Source organism: Rhodococcus sp. SORGH_AS_0303, from assembly GCF_030819335.1.
Lineage (GTDB): Bacteria > Actinomycetota > Actinomycetes > Mycobacteriales > Mycobacteriaceae > Rhodococcoides.
This window is the reverse complement of the sequence record NZ_JAUTBO010000001.1, coordinates 540,002-558,189: the sequence shown is the minus strand read 5'-3', so window position 1 is coordinate 558,189 and position 18,188 is coordinate 540,002. Positions and strand designations below refer to the sequence as shown.

At 68.1% G+C, this 18,188-nt stretch carries 14 protein-coding genes and 1 pseudogene; 3 read left to right on the top strand and 12 right to left on the bottom strand.

Annotation, left to right across the window (positions count from 1 at the left end; genetic code table 11):
* Positions 1-17: 17 nt before the first annotated feature.
* From QE449_RS02615 to QE449_RS02565, 11 genes are all read right to left on the bottom strand, one after another.
* Positions 18-1,202: a glycosyltransferase family 4 protein gene (locus tag QE449_RS02615; protein ID WP_307108146.1), complete on the bottom strand. Its 1,185-nt coding sequence runs from the start codon at positions 1,200-1,202 to the stop codon at positions 18-20.
* Positions 1,199-2,392, bottom strand: a complete 1,194-nt coding sequence (locus QE449_RS02610) for a hypothetical protein (protein WP_307108145.1) — start codon at positions 2,390-2,392, stop codon at positions 1,199-1,201. The genes QE449_RS02615 and QE449_RS02610 overlap by 4 nt, the downstream gene beginning before the upstream one ends.
* Before the next feature lie 35 nt (positions 2,393-2,427).
* The gene (locus tag QE449_RS02605; RefSeq protein ID WP_285186833.1) at positions 2,428-3,891 is read right to left on the bottom strand and encodes an oligosaccharide flippase family protein; all 1,464 of its coding nucleotides are present in this window, start codon (positions 3,889-3,891) and stop codon (positions 2,428-2,430) included.
* Positions 3,892-3,895: 4 nt separating this feature from the next.
* Positions 3,896-5,020 (bottom strand): DegT/DnrJ/EryC1/StrS aminotransferase family protein, encoded by a 1,125-nt coding sequence (locus QE449_RS02600; RefSeq protein ID WP_285186831.1) that lies wholly within the window; start codon positions 5,018-5,020, stop codon positions 3,896-3,898.
* Positions 5,017-5,664, bottom strand: coding sequence for an acetyltransferase (locus QE449_RS02595; RefSeq protein WP_285186829.1), 648 nt, complete (start codon positions 5,662-5,664; stop codon positions 5,017-5,019). The genes QE449_RS02600 and QE449_RS02595 overlap by 4 nt, the downstream gene beginning before the upstream one ends.
* Positions 5,661-6,794: a DegT/DnrJ/EryC1/StrS family aminotransferase gene (locus QE449_RS02590; protein WP_222637977.1), complete on the bottom strand. Its 1,134-nt coding sequence runs from the start codon at positions 6,792-6,794 to the stop codon at positions 5,661-5,663. The genes QE449_RS02595 and QE449_RS02590 overlap by 4 nt, the downstream gene beginning before the upstream one ends.
* Complete coding sequence (locus tag QE449_RS02585; RefSeq protein ID WP_222637976.1) at positions 6,791-7,783, bottom strand: SDR family NAD(P)-dependent oxidoreductase; 993 nt, start codon at positions 7,781-7,783, stop codon at positions 6,791-6,793. The genes QE449_RS02590 and QE449_RS02585 overlap by 4 nt, the downstream gene beginning before the upstream one ends.
* Positions 7,780-8,838 (bottom strand): Gfo/Idh/MocA family protein, encoded by a 1,059-nt coding sequence (locus tag QE449_RS02580; RefSeq protein ID WP_307108144.1) that lies wholly within the window; start codon positions 8,836-8,838, stop codon positions 7,780-7,782. Before QE449_RS02580 ends, QE449_RS02585 begins: the two co-directional genes overlap by 4 nt.
* A complete protein-coding gene (locus tag QE449_RS02575; protein WP_307108143.1) occupies positions 8,835-9,779 on the bottom strand; it encodes a WecB/TagA/CpsF family glycosyltransferase in 945 nt (314 codons plus the stop codon). Before QE449_RS02575 ends, QE449_RS02580 begins: the two co-directional genes overlap by 4 nt.
* 252 nt (positions 9,780-10,031) lie before the next feature.
* Positions 10,032-10,616 carry a TetR/AcrR family transcriptional regulator gene (locus tag QE449_RS02570; protein WP_027506190.1) on the bottom strand — a complete coding sequence of 195 codons (585 nt, stop codon included), beginning with the start codon at positions 10,614-10,616 and terminating at the stop codon, positions 10,032-10,034.
* Positions 10,617-10,680: 64 nt separating this feature from the next.
* Positions 10,681-11,862, bottom strand: coding sequence for a glycoside hydrolase family 3 N-terminal domain-containing protein (locus QE449_RS02565; protein ID WP_307108142.1), 1,182 nt, complete (start codon positions 11,860-11,862; stop codon positions 10,681-10,683).
* An 85-nt stretch (positions 11,863-11,947) separates the two neighbouring features.
* On the opposite strand from QE449_RS02565, the gene QE449_RS02560 reads away from it, so the two are divergent.
* From QE449_RS02560 to QE449_RS02550, 3 genes are all read left to right on the top strand, one after another.
* The gene (locus QE449_RS02560; protein ID WP_027506188.1) at positions 11,948-12,415 is read left to right on the top strand and encodes a universal stress protein; all 468 of its coding nucleotides are present in this window, start codon (positions 11,948-11,950) and stop codon (positions 12,413-12,415) included.
* 132 nt (positions 12,416-12,547) lie between these two features.
* The gene (locus QE449_RS02555) at positions 12,548-12,709 is read left to right on the top strand and encodes a DUF2613 domain-containing protein (protein ID WP_285186808.1); all 162 of its coding nucleotides are present in this window, start codon (positions 12,548-12,550) and stop codon (positions 12,707-12,709) included.
* Complete coding sequence (locus tag QE449_RS02550) at positions 12,706-17,019, top strand: alpha-(1->3)-arabinofuranosyltransferase (protein WP_307109660.1); 4,314 nt, start codon at positions 12,706-12,708, stop codon at positions 17,017-17,019. Before QE449_RS02555 ends, QE449_RS02550 begins: the two co-directional genes overlap by 4 nt.
* A gap of 17 nt (positions 17,020-17,036) precedes the next feature.
* Here the strand turns inward: QE449_RS02550 and QE449_RS02545 are convergent.
* Positions 17,037-18,185: pseudogene (locus QE449_RS02545) on the bottom strand (acyltransferase family protein); the annotation flags it as partial.
* Positions 18,186-18,188: the final 3 nt, after the last annotated feature.

The following is an 18,188-nucleotide window of genomic DNA, read 5'->3' as shown; positions in this document are numbered from 1 at the left end:
GCCGCGACCTCGGCGAATCATTCATCACCCCGCAGGGCCTTGCGGCGTGTGAACACACGCCGAGTGTCGAGTCCGAATTTCATCGAACGGGCGGCAGACACGAGAAGTCCGACAGCGCGCCGCCGAGGTGGGTCGGCGACGATGCGTTCGTACAACTGGGTGAGGTCGGCAGCCACGATGCCCAAGGCGAACCGTTGTTCGACGACGCGGAGGCCGTATGCACCGAGGGTCGAGCGCCGAACACTGTCGTCCACGATGGTACGAAGCGCCGCGCGGAGGTCCTCGGAACCGCGACCACGCTGCCCGAACCATCCGTTGTCGTAGAATTCTCCGATCGTCGACTCGTCCAACAACTTCCAGAATCCGAGTTCTCCCTGAACGATCAGCGGTTTCGCGAAAGCCATACTCTTCAGAGCCGAACTACCCATCCCCAACATGATGTCCGCGCAGTTGTACGCTGCGCGCGGATCGAGCATGGCACCGACTGCGTTGACCACGATCTCACCGTGCGCAGAGTTGACTGCCGCGGCGCGCGCTCGAACTTCGGCCAGTTCCGACCCGTCTCCCACGATCAGCAGTCTCACCGGGAAATGCTCGGCCAGTTCGCCCACGACCTCGATCGCGTCGAAGACGCCATGTACCTTGCCCAGGTCAGTCGTCAATCGGCACACTATTCCGACCACGATGTGATTCTCGAGGAATCCGAACGAGACTCGGTCCAGCATCCCCTCTCCAGGGGTGTTGTGGGTCGTGTCGACGGGGGGCTCCGTCAGGTGAACCGACGACCAATCCACTCGGTGTCGGTACATCAGTTCTTCGGTACCCACCGTCAGCGGGAGGTGACGAGCGAGGAAGTGCGGGACGTCCATGGACAGCACCGTGGTGAGAACCGGAACGCGGAGAAACAAGTGGGGACCGAAGGTCGACTCCAGACTGGGTCCCCACTCGTAGGCATGGACCATGTCGATGGATTCCTGTCTCACCAACCTGGTGAGCTCTCTGACCGAGGAGACCGAGAAGTTTGCATCGGTGCTCTTGTGCACCCGGCGAAGACCCATGTCTTTCACCAAGGGGTCGAGAACCCCACTGGGTGCGTACACGGTCACGTCGTGTCCGGCATCCTGCACCGCTTTCGCCAGTTCCAACGCGTTGATCTGGCTGCCACCCATGCACATCTGATGCGGAATGACGAGAATCTTCACTGTCGACTCACAGAAATGCGACCGGCATTCTCGAGGATGTCCACCACCATGTCCGCCGAACGGTCCCAGGAGCCGGTCCTTCTGTCCGCGGCCGCCGACGCGGACAACGACCCGTTCGAGCCGGCATCCACAAGTTCGCACAAGCGGTCTGCGATGGCCGTCGGGTTCGGTGCTGCCCATGCGACACCAGGGTGCTTCATGTCGGCCCGTGCCATGCCGCAGTCGTTGACGACCGGGATCGTTCCGCACATCAGCATCTCCTCCACCACCAGTGAAATGTTGGTGAACGACATACCTATTCCCGCAATGGTGGTGTTGTACAGGTCGGCGAGTTCTGCGGGAGCCAGGTGCGGGTGGACGACAGCGGGAGCTGACATGGAGAACGGTCGGGCACCGATGACGTGGATCGTGTGGTTCGGCCGTCGTTCATGAAAGAGGTCCAGCGCGAGACCGGCGAGGGTCGAACCCCGCCGCGCGGTGGTCGGTCGCGAGTAGAACGCGACGCCGTGTCGTCGACCGTTGTCGTTGGTCAACGAATACGTGTCGACATCGCAGCCGAACGGGACCAAGACACAGTGTGCCCCTGTGTTTCCGACTATCTCGTCGTGCACCATTCGCCCGAGAGCCAAGATCTCGAAGCCGAAGCGATACGTGTCCTCCGCCAGTGCGTATTCGCTTCCCCGAGGATAGAAGTACGGTTCGTAGTCCTGCACGAAGTACACCCGCCTTCCCGCCTTCTGTGGTCGGGACGCGAGAACGTGCGCGGTCTGCCAGGACGTCGCGACGAACACGTCCGAATCGCACAGCCCCGAGTCGATGTCCGTGACGTCAGCCTGAATCTCCGGCCAATGCCGTCGAATGATTGCAGTGAAATCGGCGAGTTGCACGCCGTAGGGGTCGTACAGGTGAACCACACACGTGTGTCCGGCGGCTTCCAGCCTGCGGATGAATCGGAACATGGTCGTGTGGCCGCCCGATCCCGGCCCGGGAGGAGCGCAGATCCACGAAACAGTGAGGGGTCGACCAGGATCGACAGGACCTGCGGATTCGGTCCACCAGATCTTGGTCGAATCGGCAACGTCCTGCACGCGCAGGGGGAAGTCGAGTTGCTCGGCACCCGACGCCTGGTACGCCTTCCGCGCCACGCGTTTCACGAGCTCGTTCACGCCGCCGGTCAGTGCGATTCGCACGAGTCTCGACACCGATGTCGTCGTCCCGAACATGCTCATACCCGATGCGCTCCTCGTGCTCTCGCGACGACCGTCGGACGATCGTCGTCGGGGTGTCGGACGATGCCGACGACCCAGTGTCGAATGACGACGCCGTAGAGGAGCAGCCCGGCGACTCCGGCCGCCGACGCCTGAAGAATCGGATGCTCGAATGTTCGCGCCACGAAGATCACTGGACATACCGCGACCGTTCCGGCCACGACGGGAGGCAGAAGCCCTCGCGCCAGAGCGGCGAGATCGGCGCCTCGACGCTGCGCTGCGACGAGGTAGGCCGGCGCCACCAGAACGACGCCCACGATGGTGTGTGCCCACGCCACTCCGACTATCCCGTGACCATGTGCCCCGACGATCACCGCGGGAACCAGGCCGACGACCCACAGGATCTGGATCCACAGGACGGCCCGCGGCGCTCCTCGTGCCGTCAGGTAGGTGGCGAAGAGATCGAACATCACGCGGAGCGCACCGAAGACACCGAGGGCGGCCAGCGCTCCGGTGGCGCCGCTCCAGTTCGGGCCGTAGAGCGTGGCGATGATCGGACCGGCGAGTAGTGCCAGCAGTCCGCCCGCCGGAAGGGCCGCCGCCCACGTCAACGCACCGGCCCGCGCCAGCGAGCGATCAGACGCAGCACTCTCCGCGTCGGGAACTGCGAACCACGGGAGCGCCACCGAGCGGACAGCCTGACCTATCGCGGTCATCGGCCACGTCGACACGTTGAAGGCGAGTACGTAGAGGCCGAGCGCGACCTCGCCCCCGATCCGTCCCACGATCACGTTGTCGACACTGATCACGACCCAGGACAACAGGTTGGCGCCGGCGATGGGCAGGCCGAATCTGACTGCCGGGCTCACTCGTGCACTGTCGAACCCGAAACGCGGCCGCACGCCGGCACCGAGGTACTGCACCGTGGTGGAGGCGGCCTGCGCGGCGACGCGAGACACGGCCAGCGCCATCGGACCCATTCCGAGCGAGACCAGGACGAGGGTGACGGTGGTCCCGACCACGAAGTCCGCGGCCGACGCCATCAACACCTGCTTCTGGTGGTATCGCCTCAGCAGAAGGGCGTACGGCACCAGACCCGCGGAACCCACCGGAATGGAGAGTGCGATCACGGACACCACCGCAGCCGAACCGGCGACCCCGAACGCACGCTCGACCAGTCCCGATGCGGACATGACGAGTATGCAGAGGGCCAGACCGACGCTCAGCCCGATCGTGGCCACGGTGGGTCCGTCACCGTCGGGGTCCTTCGAGCGAATCAGCCCTGCACTGAGACCCAGATCCGAGATCGACATCAGGATCGTCGACACGGTCAGGGCCACGGCGAAGACGCCGAAGTCCGCCGGGGTGAGTAGTCGCGCGAGCACGATTCCCACGACGAGGCTTCCGAACCGCATCAGGAGGGACCCGCCGGCACCCCACGCCAGGGCGCGACCGATCGTCGACGATCCCAGACGAATCACGGTCTCACGAACCAGCGGGGGTCAGTGCTCGCATCGCCCCCGCCATCACGTCGGCGACCCGCTCCTGCTGCGCCGCGGTGATGTGGGCGAACATCGGCAGGGACAGGATTCTGTCCGAGGCCGCCTCGGACACCGGGAAGCTGCCGGGTCCTCTGCCCAGGTGCCGGTAGGCCTCGGTCAGGTGGATCGGCGTCGGGTAGTGGATTCCCGTGCCGATACCCGCAGCCGCCAGTTCGGCCGCCACCCGGTCACGATCGTCGAGTTGCACGACGTAGAGGTGCCACACGTCGACATTGCCCGGGAGCGATTGCGGGAGAGTGAGTTCGGCGATGCCACCGAGCAGATCGGCGTAGCGCGCGGCGGCGGCGCGCCGAGCGTCGTTCCACCGGTCCAGACGCGCCAACTTCGCCGACAGCACGACTGCCTGTAGCGCGTCGAGTCGTGAGTTCACACCCACGACATCGTGGACGTACTTCCGAGAACTGCCGTGCGCCGCGATGGTGCGCACGCGGTCGGCCAGGAGGGGGTCGGACGTCACGACGGCACCGGCATCGCCGGCGGCACCGAGATTCTTGCCGGGATAGAAACTGGTCGCCGCGGCCACGCCGAGAGAGCCGGCCGGGCGGCCGTGCCGCGTCGCACCCTGTGACTGGGCGGCGTCCTCGATCACCACAGTGCCGTCGGCCTCGCACAGTCGAATCAGTTCTTCCACCGGCGCCGTCTGACCGTAGAGGTGAACCGGAAGAACGGCAGCGGTTCTCGACGTCAGCGAACGCTCGACGGCCGCAGGATCGATGAGGAGTGACGTCGGGTCGACGTCGACGAGTACCGGTGTCGCCCCGACCCTCGACACCGCTTCCGCCGTCGCGATGAACGTGTTCGCCGGGAGAACGACTTCGTCTCCTGCACCCACACCGACGGCTCGCAACGCCAATTCGATGGCGTCGGTACCGTTTCCGACACCCACACAGTGGTCCACTCCGACGAACTCGGCGTACGCAGATTCGAACTCGCCGACGGCCGGACCGCCGATGAAAGCCGCTCGACGCAGGATGTCCTCCACTCGCGGCATGATCTCGTCATGGATCTCCGCCTGCTGTGCGGCGAGGTCGACGAAGGGAACGCTCATGCCGCACCTGCGCCGGTCATCGGCACGGCCGGGCATCCCACCCGCGTCTCACCGGGCGGGACGTCGGACACCGCCACCGCCGCCATGCCCAGAACACTGTCTCGGCCCACGGTGAGATTCTCCCGTACCGAGCTGTTCATTCCCAGGTACGCACCGCTCTGTACGTGCACTCCACCTCCCAGAACTGTTCCTGCGCAGAGAGTCACGTAATCATCGACCGTACAGTCGTGTGTCAGGACCACGTGGGGCATCACCACCACGTGAGCACCGACCGTGACGTCGGCGGTGAGAACAGACCCCGCGAGAATCACCGAACCGACACCCACCGTGCATCCCTGCGGAATGCGCACGGAGGGATCCACGATCGTCGCGAAGCGGGACGGCTCGACTCCACCGGCGACGACGCGCCGCACGATGGCGGCGCGAGCCGACCCGGATCCGGCGCAGACCACGAACGAGCACTCGGGATGATCGACGGCGTCGCGACTGGTTCCCGCGATCGTCCACGATCCGAAGCGCGTTCCGACTCTGCGCAGGTCGTCGTCCAGCACCGCGACCACATGGTGCTCGCCACCGGCCCGGACCGCGGCGGCGACCTCGCGCGCGAGGCCGGACGCGGCGATGATCACCAAGGATCTGCTCATGACGTCCTCGACATCACCGCGACCACGCGGTCGTGCTCGTCGTCCGTCATCGCGTGGAACAGCGGCAGAATCAACGTCGACGCGGTGAGATGCTCGGTGACCGTCAGATCGCCCATCACGGCGTCACTTCCGATATAGGCCGGTTGCAGGTGCGTGGCCATGATTCCGCGACGTGCCGAGATGTCGTGCGCTGCAAGGTCACGAAGGTAGTCGTCGCGACTGCGAGCGGCGTCCGCTCCGATCTCGACCCAGAAGGACTGGAAGTTGCCCTCTCCGTCGTCCGGATCACCCACGCATCGGAGGCCCGAGACATGTGCCAGTGCTTCTCGGTACCGCCCGGCCAGCGCGCGACGTCGCTCGATCACGGCATCGAGCTTCGTCAGCTGCACCAGGCCGACGGCAGCCTGCAGGTCCGTCATCCGATAGTTGTAGGCGACCTCGGTGTACGACTCGGCGGCGGGCAGCGTGTCCTGGTGACGGTCCGCGGCCGACTTGCTCGTCGCGTGCTCACGCAGTGCACGTGCACGTTCCGCCCATTCCGGCCGATCGGTGGTGATCATCCCGCCCTCACCGGTGGTGAGGATCTTCCGCGGGTGGAACGACCATGCGGCGATGTCGGCACTCACCCCCACCGGACGGCCACGGTAGGTGGCTCCGGCACCACACGCGGCATCTTCGACCAGCACGATGTTCGACGGTGCGGTCACCCGGCGGATGTCGTCCACCGCGACGGGGACGCCGCCCTGGTCGACGGCGATGACAGCACGGGTCCGCGGCGTCAGCACCCTCTTGACCGTGTCGCCGTCGATGTTGCCGGTGATCCGGTCGACATCGGCGAACACGGGCCTGGCGCCGACGTACCGCACTGCGTTCGCCGTGGCCACGAACGAGAACGACGGAACGATCACGTCGTCACCCGGTCCGATGCCGGCCACCACCAGGGCGAGATGGAGACCCGTCGTGCAACTGCTGACCGCCACGGCGTGCGCGACCTGCATGCGAGCCGCGAAGGCGCTCTCGAACTCGGCGACCCGCGGTCCCTGAGCGATCCAACCGGACTCGAGCGCCGCCGTGACGGCAGCCACCTCGTCGGCGCCCAACCACGGGCGCATCACGTCGATCCGCGTCACGTCGCAGACACCGCGAGGCCGGACACAGCAAGGCGGCGCGGCCGCCACCAGTCGACGAGTGCGCGCAGTCCGCTGTCGAGATCCACCGACGGCGCATAGCCGAGGTCGCGGGAGGCTGCCGTCGTGTCCGCCAGCCGGCGGGTGACCGCGTTGACGGTCCGAGCGGGTCCGAACTCGATCGGAAGATCCGAGTCCATCACTCGCAGCAGCGCTTCGGCGAGCTCCCGCAGACTCGTCTCACGACCGCTCCCGATGTTGTACACGCCGTCCACGACGGACGACGAGGCGGCTGCGACGTTCGCCCGAGCGATGTCCTCCGTGTAGGCGAAGTCCATGGTCTGGGTACCGTCACCGAAGATGAGCGGGGAACGGCCGTCCTCGATTCTCTCCATCCAGCGGACGAGCACCTCGGTGTACAGCCCGTGAACGTCCATGCGCGGCCCGTAGACGTTGAAGTAACGCAGGGAGACGTGGTCAGTGCCGTACATGGCGCGGAAGCTGCGCAACATCCCCTCACCGAACGACTTCGCGGCACCGTAGAACGTGTCGTTGTTGTGGTGGTGGTGACGCTCGTTCGTCGGAAAGGATTCCGCGAGACCGTAGACCGAAGCGGAGGAGGCGGACACGATCTTGCTCACCCCGTGTGCGGCCGCTGCCTCGTACACGGTGAAGGTGCCGTCCACGAGCACTTCCAGAGCGAGCCGGGGCTCCTCCGCGCACTGCGTGATGCGAATCGCTGCCTGGTGGAAGACCACATCCGCCCCGGACACCACGTCGTTCACGAGGTCTCGGTCACGAATGTCGCCCTCCACCAGCTCGACCCGTGGATCGGACAGTGACGTGTCGAGGTTCTCACGGCGACCACGGGTGAGGTTGTCGAGAACGATCACCCGCGCACACCCGGCCTCGACGAGCTGGTCGACGATGGTCGATCCGATGGTGCCGGCACCGCCGGTGACCACCGTCGTCGCGCCGTTCAGGTCAGTCATTCCATGTCTCCGGTCTCGGGGTCGACGGCACGGGGACGAACGGGGCGTCCGTGATCCGCTGCGCTGTCGGTGGCGGCTTCGAGCACGGACAGCACTCGGAGTCCGGCGGTACCGTCCGTTCGAGCAGGACGGTCTTCTCTGATCGCGGACGCGAACTCTCCGACCATGGTGTGGAGGGCCTCCGTCTCGGCGAGCGCGGGAACGGTGATGTCGCCCAACCGATACGACACCGCCGCACGACGCTTCTCGTCCGCTCCCGGCTGGCCCAGATGTACTCCACGATCGTGGATCGACACTCTGCGCAGTGGGTCGAGGTCGTCCCAGACGAGGGTGCGGTGGCTGCCACCGATCACCATCTGACGAATCTTCGTCGGCGACAGCCAATTCACGGACACGTGCGCCGAGGCACCGTCCTCCAGACCCAGCGTCAGATGTGACACGCAGGATCGGCCGGCGCCGAGCGGGTCGGAACCTGTGGCCGACACCCGCGTCGGGGCGAGCCCGCTGGGAAGCACGAAGTCGAGAATCGACAGGTCGTGCGGTGCGAGGTCCCACAGTACGTCGACATCGGGCTGAATCAGACCGAGATTGATCCGTGTCGACTCGATGTAGAGGACTCGTCCCAACATGCCCTTGTGCAGGACATCGTGGATGTACTGCACTGCAGGCGTGTAACAGTACGTGTGGTCGATCATCAGGACCAGTCCGGCGTCCCGAGCGGCTCGGACCATCTTCCCGGCGTCCACGGATCCGGGCGCCAGGGGCTTCTCCACCAGGACGTGCTTTCCTGCGGCCAGGGCAGCGAGAGCGATCGGGGCGTGGGACGCCGCGGGCGTCGCGATCGCGACGGCATCGATGTCGGACCTGCCGAGAAGCACGTCGACATCGGTCTCGATCTCCACGGTCGACCGCGACCCGACCACACGCTCGGCCCGGCTCCTGTCCCGGTCACACACCGCGACGAGATCCCACGACGGATGATTTCTGAAGTTGCGCACCAGGTTCGGACCCCAGTAGCCGGCGCCGATGACAGCAACGCCGTACGGCCTGCTCACGAGTCACCCTGCCGACGGTCCGACGACGGGTCGGAGTCGGCGACCAGATAGGCACCACGCAGACGGAACCACGCCTCCGGCCCCTGGACGATGTAGCGACGTGCGAGGCGCCGTGGCTCACGGACGAGGCGATAGAGCCACTCGAATCCGTGATCGCTCATGAAGCGCGGCGCACGTGTGGAATCACCGGCCATGAAATCCGTTGCGGCGCCGAAGGCGAGGAGCAATCGCGCTCCGGTGTGGTCCCCGTACCGTTCGATCCAGAGCTCCTGAACCGGTTTGCCGAAGCTGACCACCACGATGTCCGCACCGGACTCGCGCACCGACTCGGCCAATTCGCGGCCCAGTGTCTCGTCCTGGACCGTCCGGCGGTCGGGAGCCCAGTAGCCCGCCACCCGCAGTGCCGGGTGATTGCGTGTCAGACGGCGCCGGAGGCGTTCGTGGACCTGAGGGGTGCCCCCGAGGAACCCGACCGAAGCGCCGGCCGTCTCTGCGAGAGAGAGGATCTCGGGAAGCAGGTCGGATCCCGTGAGTCGTGGCCACTTGGTTCCGGTGAGATCGTTCGCACGGTCCACGATCGGCTGACCGTCGGCCAGCAGCAGCCATTCATGAGTGGGTCGCTCGTCCGGCAGGTTCAACCTGGACCGCTCGATGCCACCGAAGTGGTGGATGTGGTCGAGGTTGACCGATCCGATCGCGAGGGGCTTGCCGCCCTTCAACCTGTCCCCGACCAGGCCCAGAACATGCGGGGTACCGCACAGGTCCACCCGAGTACCCGCCACGATCATGCGTGCGGTTCGTTGCGGGGAAGTCCGCGTCGGCTCTGTTCGGATGTCGACTGCCGTGCCGTCACCGACCGCGTCGTCGATCGCGGCGGTGAGATGCAGAGCTGCAGAAGTGGGTGTGCTCTCGCTCGAACCGAGTGCAGTGGAAAGCTTCATGGGTCACCTCGATGATCAACACTGATCCGAGCCGTGGGAGTCGCACGGCGTGCGCGGGATCCGCCACCGCATGACGGAGTCGGGTCCCTGTGCTGTGTTCGACGCGACCTCGTGCACGCCGACAGCAGACTGAGTGATCAGTACTTTAAACAGAAACCTTCGACATGACGCTTATCGAGGACTTTTTTCATTCGACCGAATGATGTGAACGGTCGGTACGTTCCCGGAACCGACTACGGGTCCGGCCGCGCGTCAGGCCCGAAGCCCCCGCCACGCAAGGCTCTCGAGAAGGTCGACCGCCTGGTGCACGTCGATCTCGCCGCCGGCGACCCTGTCGGCCACGGCCTCGCCGGCACCGACCAGGGCGACGGCCATCAGTCCGAAGTTGTGTTCCGGCCGCGGGTCCTTGGTGCTCATCTCGAGCAGCGACGCGGTGAGGCTGATCAACCGATCGCGGCTGCTCTGCACCTGACCGGCGAAGGCCTGCTGGCCGATCGCCTGCCGGTAGAGCACCATCCACGACGAGCGGTGCTCGTCCACGAACGTGAGGAATCCGAGCAATGCCTTACGCAACTGCTCGCGGGGAGTGAGCGTCGGGTCCGCCGCGGGAGTCATCGCAGCGACGAACTCGAGGCCCTCCCGATGGATGCACGCGGCGAAGAGTTCGTCCTTGCTGCCGTAGTACAGATACAGCATGGGTTTCGAGATCTCGGCCCGTGCGGCGATGGAGTCCATCGACGTGCTGTGAAAGCCGTTCTCGGAGAACACCTCGATGGCGGCGTCGAGCATCTGCTGCTCACGGACGGCGCGCGGCAACCGCTTGGTTCCGCCTGCCATGCGTCCTCCCCGGAGCTGTCCGCCGTACGACCTCCCGACTCTACGTCACCGTCCGCGGGACGAGTCAGGCGCAGCCGAGGGCTCCCTTGGCCGTGAGGACGGTCCGGGCCGCGTCGTCCACGCGCGCATCGCTCAACTCCCCGGACGCCACGGCCGCCTCGAGACGGTCGAGGACGCTCGGCACCGCGTCGGTGGTGATCCAGAGGGCGACGTCGGCCCCGGCGACGAGGGCGGCCAGCGCCGCGTCCTCGATGCCCAGTCGCGACGTGATCGCCGCCATGCCGGACAGGTCGTCGGTGAAGATCGGGCCGGTGAACGGCGCCGCCCCGTAGCCGGTGCCGTCACGCAGCAGTGCCATCGCGGCGGGACTGATGCTGGCGGGCACGCCCTCCGTCGTCAGGCCCGGAACGTCGAGGTGTCCGACCATGGCACCCACTCCGGTGGACACGAGATCGCGGAACGGAACCAGGTCGCGGGCCTGCAGTTCGGAGAGCGGCGGTGTCGTGACGGCGCCGGTGTGCGAGTCGCCCGATCCGGAGCCGTGCCCCGGGAAGTGCTTGATCACGGGCATCACCCCGGCGTCGCGGAGACCGCGCGCAGCAGCTCCGGCGTACGCGACGACGGTGGCGGGATCGTCCGAGTACGACCGGTCACCGATCACCGAGTCGTCGGGCTGGCTGCTGACGTCCACGTCGGGAGCGAAGTCGACGGTGATGCCGAGATCCTTCAGTCCACGTCCGCGCTCGAGCCACATCTCGTACGTCTGCTCGGGGGTCATCGTGGCGGCGGTCTCGCGTGCCGAGGGCACCGAACCGAGCAGGTCGGCTGCCCGCGACACCCGGCCGCCCTCCTCGTCGATCGTCACCATGACGGGCACGGTGGCGGCCGACTGCATGCGATCGACACCGCCGCCGGTGAGCATCGTCTTGTCGGTCCAGCTACCCACGAACACACCACCCACCTGCTCGGCGCCCACCACCGCCACGGCGTCGTCGGTCCCGGTGACCCCGACCGTCAACAGCTGGGCGAGCCGCTGCCGCAGCGTCATGGCGTCGATGGCGGTGGCGCACACATCGGGCGTGGCCGCAGGCATCTCGGACGTCGACACGACCGCCGAGGGAGCCGAGGGCGGTGCCGTGGCCGCACCGGTGGTGGTGGGTGTGGGAGCCGCCGCGTCCCCCGTCCCGCACGCCGTCGTGGCGATCGCGCACGTCGCGACCAGGGTCAGAACTCGGCGCAGGTACATACCCGAAACGTTATCGCGTGAGCCTCCCCGCAACCCGACCGCGACGGTAAGATCGTCAGCCACCGCCACAAGCCTGGAGGCTCTCATGTCGTGTGACGTCATGTTGATCGCGTACGACGGTTCGGACAATGCGCGCAGGGCGGTGGACTACGCCGGCAGATTCCTTCAGGCGAAACGCGCCATCGTGCTCACCGCGTGGGAACCGATGGTGCGACAGGCGGCCCGCATGTCCGGCCTGTCCGGAGTGATGGCGCCGGAGTGGCTGCCGGACGAGCAGACCGAGGACATCGCACTCGCCGACGCGAAGGTCACCAACAGCGAGGGCCTCGAGCTGGCCGTCCGCGCCGGCATCAACGCCGACGGGCGCTGCGAGGAGTCGCACTCCGCCATCTGGACCACCATCGTCGAGACGGCGGACGAGGTGAACGCCGACATCATCGTCACCGGGACGCGCGGCCGGACCGGTCTGCGGTCGCTGCTGCAGTCGTCCTGTGCCGATCTCGTGCTCAAGCACAGCCATCGCCCTGTACTGATCGTGCCGCCCGGCAGATGAGTGAACGGGCAGGCCGGAGGCCGGTCGAGGTGAACGGGCAGGCCGGAGGCCGGTCGAGGTGAACGGGCAGGCCGGAGGCCGGTCGAGGTGAACGGGCAGGCCGGAGGCCGGTCGAAGTGATAGGTTCTGCTCGTGAAATCCGCAGCGATCAGTGCCGTCATCGGCGTCGTGCTGGGAGTGGCCGTGGTGTTCGGCGCCACTGCCGCCGCCTCGTCCAACACCCGCCCCGAGGTCGATCGTTCCGGTAACGCCGAGTCCTCCCTCCTCAACCAGGTCGAGTACGGCAGCCGCTGACGTCCGATGCTCCCGTCACCGCGCCCGTAGGGGCCCGGTGGCGTTTCTTCTCCGCGGTCGGTGCGCTGATCCTGGCGTTCCTGCAGGCTCCCGGCCTGACCGTCGCCGACACCAAGTACGACCTGACGCAGAACCCGCTGGGGTTCCTCTCGCGTGCGTCCCATCTGTGGACGTCCGACGCCACCTTCGGCCAGGTACAGAACCAGGCGTACGGCTACTTCTTCCCGCACGGGTCGTTCTTCGCCCTCGGTGACGTGCTGGGGCTGCCCGGGTGGGTGACGCAGCGCCTGTGGTGGGCGGTGCTGATCTTTCTCGGGTTCTGGGGTGTCCTGCGCTTGTGCGAGGCCCTCGGGGTCGGGAGCCGCGGGTCGCGGGTGGTGGGTGCGCTCGCGTTCGTCCTCGCTCCGCGGGTGATCACCACCCTGGGGTCGATCAGTTCCGAGTCACTGCCGATGATGCTGGCGCCATGGGTACTGATCCCCCTGGTCCGCGTCTTCTCCGGCCGCTCCGTGAGCATTCCGCGCGCCGCCGCGTGTTCGGCGCTGGCCGTCGCGGCGATGGGTGCCGTGAACGCCGTGGCGACGGCGGCAGCCACCCTCGTGGCGGTCGTGTGGTGGCTCGCGCACAGGCCGGACGCCCGGTGGCGCCGGTTCTCGCTGTGGTGGATCGGATGTCTCGTCGCCGCGACGACGTGGTGGCTGGTTCCCCTCTTCATCCTGCGCGGCGTCAGTCCACCGTTCCTCGACTACATCGAGTCGGCCGGCACGACGACGCAGTGGGCCTCGCTGGTGGAGGTCCTGCGCGGCACGAGCAGCTGGACACCGTTCGTCTCGCCTGAACGCATCGCCGGCGCTGTGGTGGTGACACAACCCGCCGCGGTGATCGCCTCTGCCGTCGTGGCCGCGGCGGGAATGGCCGGGCTCTGCATGCGGTCGATGCCGGCACGCGGTCGGCTGACCCTGGTGCTGTTGATCGGGCTCGTGGGCATGACCGCCGGGTACGTCGGCGCACTGGCCTCCCCCGTCTCCGAGCAGGTGCGACTGTTCCTCGACACGTCCGGTGCGCCGCTGCGCAACATCCACAAGCTGGAACCGGTGATCCGACTGCCGTTGGCGCTGGGCCTCGCACAGTTGCTGGCGCAGGTGCCGCTGCCGGGTTCGGTGCCGTCGCCTCGCTGGCGTCGCGCGGCGTCGCACCCGGAACGGGAGCCCCTCGTCGCTTTCGCCGCACTCGTCCTGGTGGCACTCACCGTCTCGACCTCGCTGGCCTGGACCGGGCGGCTCGCGCCGCGGGGCGCGTACGAGGCCGTTCCGGACGAATGGTCCGACGCGGCGGGCTGGTTGGCCGACCACGCGGGCACCGGAGCCGAGGAGTCCCGCGCGCTCGTCGTTCCCGGTGCGCCCCTGGCCGCTCAGCTGTGGGGGCTGACGCGGGACGAACCGTTGCAGGCGTTGGCGGCCTCGCCGTGGGCCGTCCGTGACGCGGTCCCGTTGGTGCCGCCCGGCGCGATCCGCGCCCTCGACTCGGTGCAGCGGCTTCTCGCGGACGGCAGACCGTCCGACGGGCTCGCCGACACGCTGGCATCGATGAACGTCCGCTACCTCGTGATGCGCAACGATCTCGACCCCGAGACGTCGCGTTCGACCCGGACCTCGCTGGCGCACCAGAGCATAGAGAACTCGCCCGGGCTCGAGCGGGTCGCGACCTTCGGCGACGACATCGGGCCCGGACGGGTGGACGGCATCGTCGCCGACTCCGACCTGCGCCCCACCTATCCCGCGATCGAGATCTTCGAGGCGACACCCGGCACCCCCGCCGTCGCCGGCCCGTACACGGTGGTGGCCGACGACGTGCCCCGAGTGCAGGGCGGGCCCGAGGTCCTCGCTCGCCTGAACGAGCACCGCGAGCGCGGCGGCCTGGACCCGACTCCGGCGGGACCGGTACTTCTCGACGGCGACGCCCGGGCCGCCGGGCTCACGGTCGACGACGTCCTGGTGACGGACACCCCGATGAACCGCGAGGTGGACTTCGGCTCCGTCGACGATCACAGCAGCGCCCTGCGCACACCCGACGATCCCCGCCGCACACTCAATCTCGTGCCCGACTATCCGGTCGACGGTGCGCCGCTGGTCGAGGGCGCGTGGTCCGGTGCCCGGGTGTCCGTCTCCTCCTCGGCATCGGACGCCACCCAGTTCGGCGGCGCCTCGCCCGGCAACGGTCCGGCGGCGGCCGTCGACGGCGACGCCGCGACGAGTTGGGTGAGCAACGGCCTCGAGAGCTCGGTCGGTCAGTGGATCCAGCTCGACCTCGATCGCCCGGTGCAGTCCGGCCTGCTCGACTTCCGCACCAGCCCCGGCGCTCTGGGGTCACCGGTGAAATGGGTCGAGATCGAGACGGACAACGGGACCGCAGCCGCACGCATCACCGAACCGGGCGATCCGGTGACCGTCTCACTGCCCGCCGGCACGACGACTCGGATCCGGGTGACAGCCACCGAGACCGAGAACGGTTCGGTCGGAGCACAGTTCGGCGTCAGCGACCTCCGCCTCACCGATTACACGGATCCCGATGCGCCGACACCGGTGGTCGTCCGGCACCTCACGGAGATGCCGGCTCCGGCCGACGGCGTCACGGTGACGGGATGGAATCTGGCACAGGAGCTTCCGGGCCGGACAGGCTGCGTCGACACGCCCGATCGAGTGCGCTGCGCGGGTGGCGTGGCCGTCGAACCCGAGGAACTCGACAGTTTCCAGCGCACGCTCTCGGTTCCCAGTGGCACGGCGGTGACCCCCGAACTCTGGCTGCGCTCGCGTCAGTCGTCCGCGCTGGAGGATCTCCTGCAGGACGCCACACGTCCGCGGGCTCGGGGTGCGGCCGAGGTCACCGACGTCCGGGGGTCGACCTTCGCCCTCACGGACGGCGACGACCGCACGTCCTGGACCGCGAGTCAGGACTCGATCGAGGGCCGGGCCGGAACGTATCCCACCGTCACTCTCGAACTGCCGCAACCCGTTTCGGTCGACGGGCTCGACGTTGACCAGAGCCTCGGCGCACTGCCGTCTCATCCGACCAAAATCGCCGTGAACCTCGGGACCGGCCCCCAGGTCCGCGACGTCGACGCGGACGGCGACACCAGAGTGTCCCTCGAACCGGCGGTGACCGACCGGATCACCGTCTCGCTGCTCGAATGGGACGACGTACTCGACCGCACGGCACTGGGATTCGACCAGGTACGGCCTCCCGGTCTGGCCGAGATCACGGTGCTCCCCGGATCCGGTACCGCGTCCGCGGGGGCGGCGTTCGATCCCGACCGCCCGATCGTGACGTCGTGCGCGACCGGCCCCACCCTGACCATCGCGGATCAGCTCGTCCGCACCGCCGTCTCGACGACGGCCGGGGCGTTGGCCACCGGCGCACCGATCCGTGCGTCTCTCTGCGAGGGCGATGTCCCCGTCGCGGCGAACGTCTCCAATCCTGTTCCGCTGCCCTCGGGTTCGCAGTCCGTGTCGGTGGACCCGGGCGACGCCTTCGTCGTCGACAGCGTCGTGCTGCGCACGGCACCACTCGCTGCGTTCCCGGGCGCCGGCCCCACGCCCGTGGCGGTCACCGCGGACGAGTGGACCGCCGACTCCCGCCGCGTCGTCGTGACCGGGTCCTCGACTCAGCGCATTCTCGTGGTGCCCGAGAGCACCAACCCGGGATGGGTGGCCACGCGCCCGGACGGAGAGGTGCTCGCCCCGGTGATCGTGAACGGGTGGCAGCAGGGGTGGATTCTCCCCGCCGGCCTCTCGGGCGAGGTGACCCTGACGTTCCCCGCCGACACCTGGTACCGCACGGCGATCGTCGCGGGCCTGGCGCTTCTCGCGGCTCTGGCCGTGATGACGATGCGGCGCCGCCCGTCGGACCCCGCGACGGCACCGACACCCACCTGGCGACCCGCCCTCGTCGGCCACGCGGGACTGTTCGCCGCCGTGTGGGTCATCGGTGGGCTCGCCGCACTCGGCTGGCTGGCGGTTCTCACCGTCGCGGTCGCCGCCGTCGACCATCGCTGGGGAGCCCGTGTCCGCGGTCGTGTGCTCGTCGCGATCGCGGGGCTCGGACTCAGTGTCGCCGGGGCGATGCTGTCGACCGGCCCCTGGCGTGATCCCGACGGCTACGTCGGCCACTCGGCCGTCATTCAGCTCGCAGCGCTGGCATCCGTCGGCGCCGTGGCGCTCGCGGCGCTTCCCTCGTTCGCCCGGATCCGGTCGGCCCTGCGCGCTTCCCGCCGACGCAGTGCGACACGGACCGGCTCCTCCACCAGCGCGTAGCTCGCCGCGGCGACCGGCAGCGTCAACACGACCGTGGCACCGGCGACGAGGAGGAACTGCCCGCCGAACGGGGACACCCCCAGCACGGGGAACACCACGGCCAGCACCGCGAGGTGCCAGATGAAGATGCCGTAGGACCACCGGCCGATCATCAGCGCGAACGGACCCGACAGCCACCGGGTACGGACACCCGTTCCGACGGCCAGGGGCGCGATGAGACAGAACGCGACGACGGCGCCCAAGGCCACCTTGACCGCGAACTGCCATGCCGCCGGCGTCGTGAGGTCCTGCGCGCCCGCGATCGGTGTCGACGACGCCGCGAAGGCCGCCGCCGCGATGCCGGTGAGCAACCGTCGTCGGCTCGCGATCCGGACGACCAGCGGGACAGCGGGCAGGTCGGAGACCGGTCGGGACTGAGCGGGCAGGTCGGAGACCGGTCGGGACTGAGCGGGCAGGTCGGAGACCGGTCGGGTCTCGCGTATCGCCAGCTCGGCAGCAGCCTCGGCCACCACCATCCCGGCCGCGAACCACGCCAGGTAGCCGGGCAGCCAGTTCTCGATGTTCACGCCGTCCGCGGTGGAGATCGGGAGAAAGGTCCACCCGAGCGACAGGGCGGACACCCCGACCAGCACCGGCGTGCGCAGACGGGCTCGAGGTCCGCGGAGCGCGGCCATGGCGACCCCGATGAACGGGAGCAGCAGATAGAACGCCACCTCGACCGACAGCGACCACATCTGGGTCATGCCCTGCGTCAACGTCAACGGGACGAACACCTGCACGAGGGTAAGGTTGGCGATCCACACCCGGACGCCACCACCCGCACCCGGCAGCAGGGCCAGCACGACGACGACCACGAGCCAGTACGCGGGCAGGATGCGTGCCGCGCGGTGCACCAGATAGGTACGGACGGACGGCCTCGGCCGCGAGCCGCGCGCGGCGGCCGCGTGGGGTCGCCACAGCAGGAACCCCGAGAGCGCGAAGAACACGGCCACCGCGAGATCGAGACGGCCGAGCAGCGGGCCCACGAGGGGTGTGCCCGTCGATCCCGTCTGGAACGCGACGTGGGTCAGCAGCACGCCGACGGCCGCGAGACCGCGCATCCCCTCGAGCGCGGGCACGAATCCGCCGATGCGCGGATCGACGCGGGCCTTCTCTGCAGTGGTCATCGT

Bases quoted from the DNA above. Each gene is read 5' to 3' on its own strand.
- QE449_RS02600 (WP_285186831.1), bottom strand. From the start codon at position 5,020: ATGAGCGTTCCCTTCGTCGACCTCGCCGCACAGCAGGCGGAGATCCAT.
- QE449_RS02595 (WP_285186829.1), bottom strand. From the start codon at position 5,664: ATGAGCAGATCCTTGGTGATCATCGCCGCGTCCGGCCTCGCGCGCGAG.
- QE449_RS02585 (WP_222637976.1), bottom strand. From the start codon at position 7,783: ATGACTGACCTGAACGGCGCGACGACGGTGGTCACCGGCGGTGCCGGC.
- QE449_RS02575 (WP_307108143.1), bottom strand. From the start codon at position 9,779: ATGAAGCTTTCCACTGCACTCGGTTCGAGCGAGAGCACACCCACTTCT.
- QE449_RS02570 (WP_027506190.1), bottom strand. From the start codon at position 10,616: ATGGCAGGCGGAACCAAGCGGTTGCCGCGCGCCGTCCGTGAGCAGCAG.
- QE449_RS02565 (WP_307108142.1), bottom strand. From the start codon at position 11,862: ATGTACCTGCGCCGAGTTCTGACCCTGGTCGCGACGTGCGCGATCGCC.
- QE449_RS02560 (WP_027506188.1), top strand. From the start codon at position 11,948: ATGTCGTGTGACGTCATGTTGATCGCGTACGACGGTTCGGACAATGCG.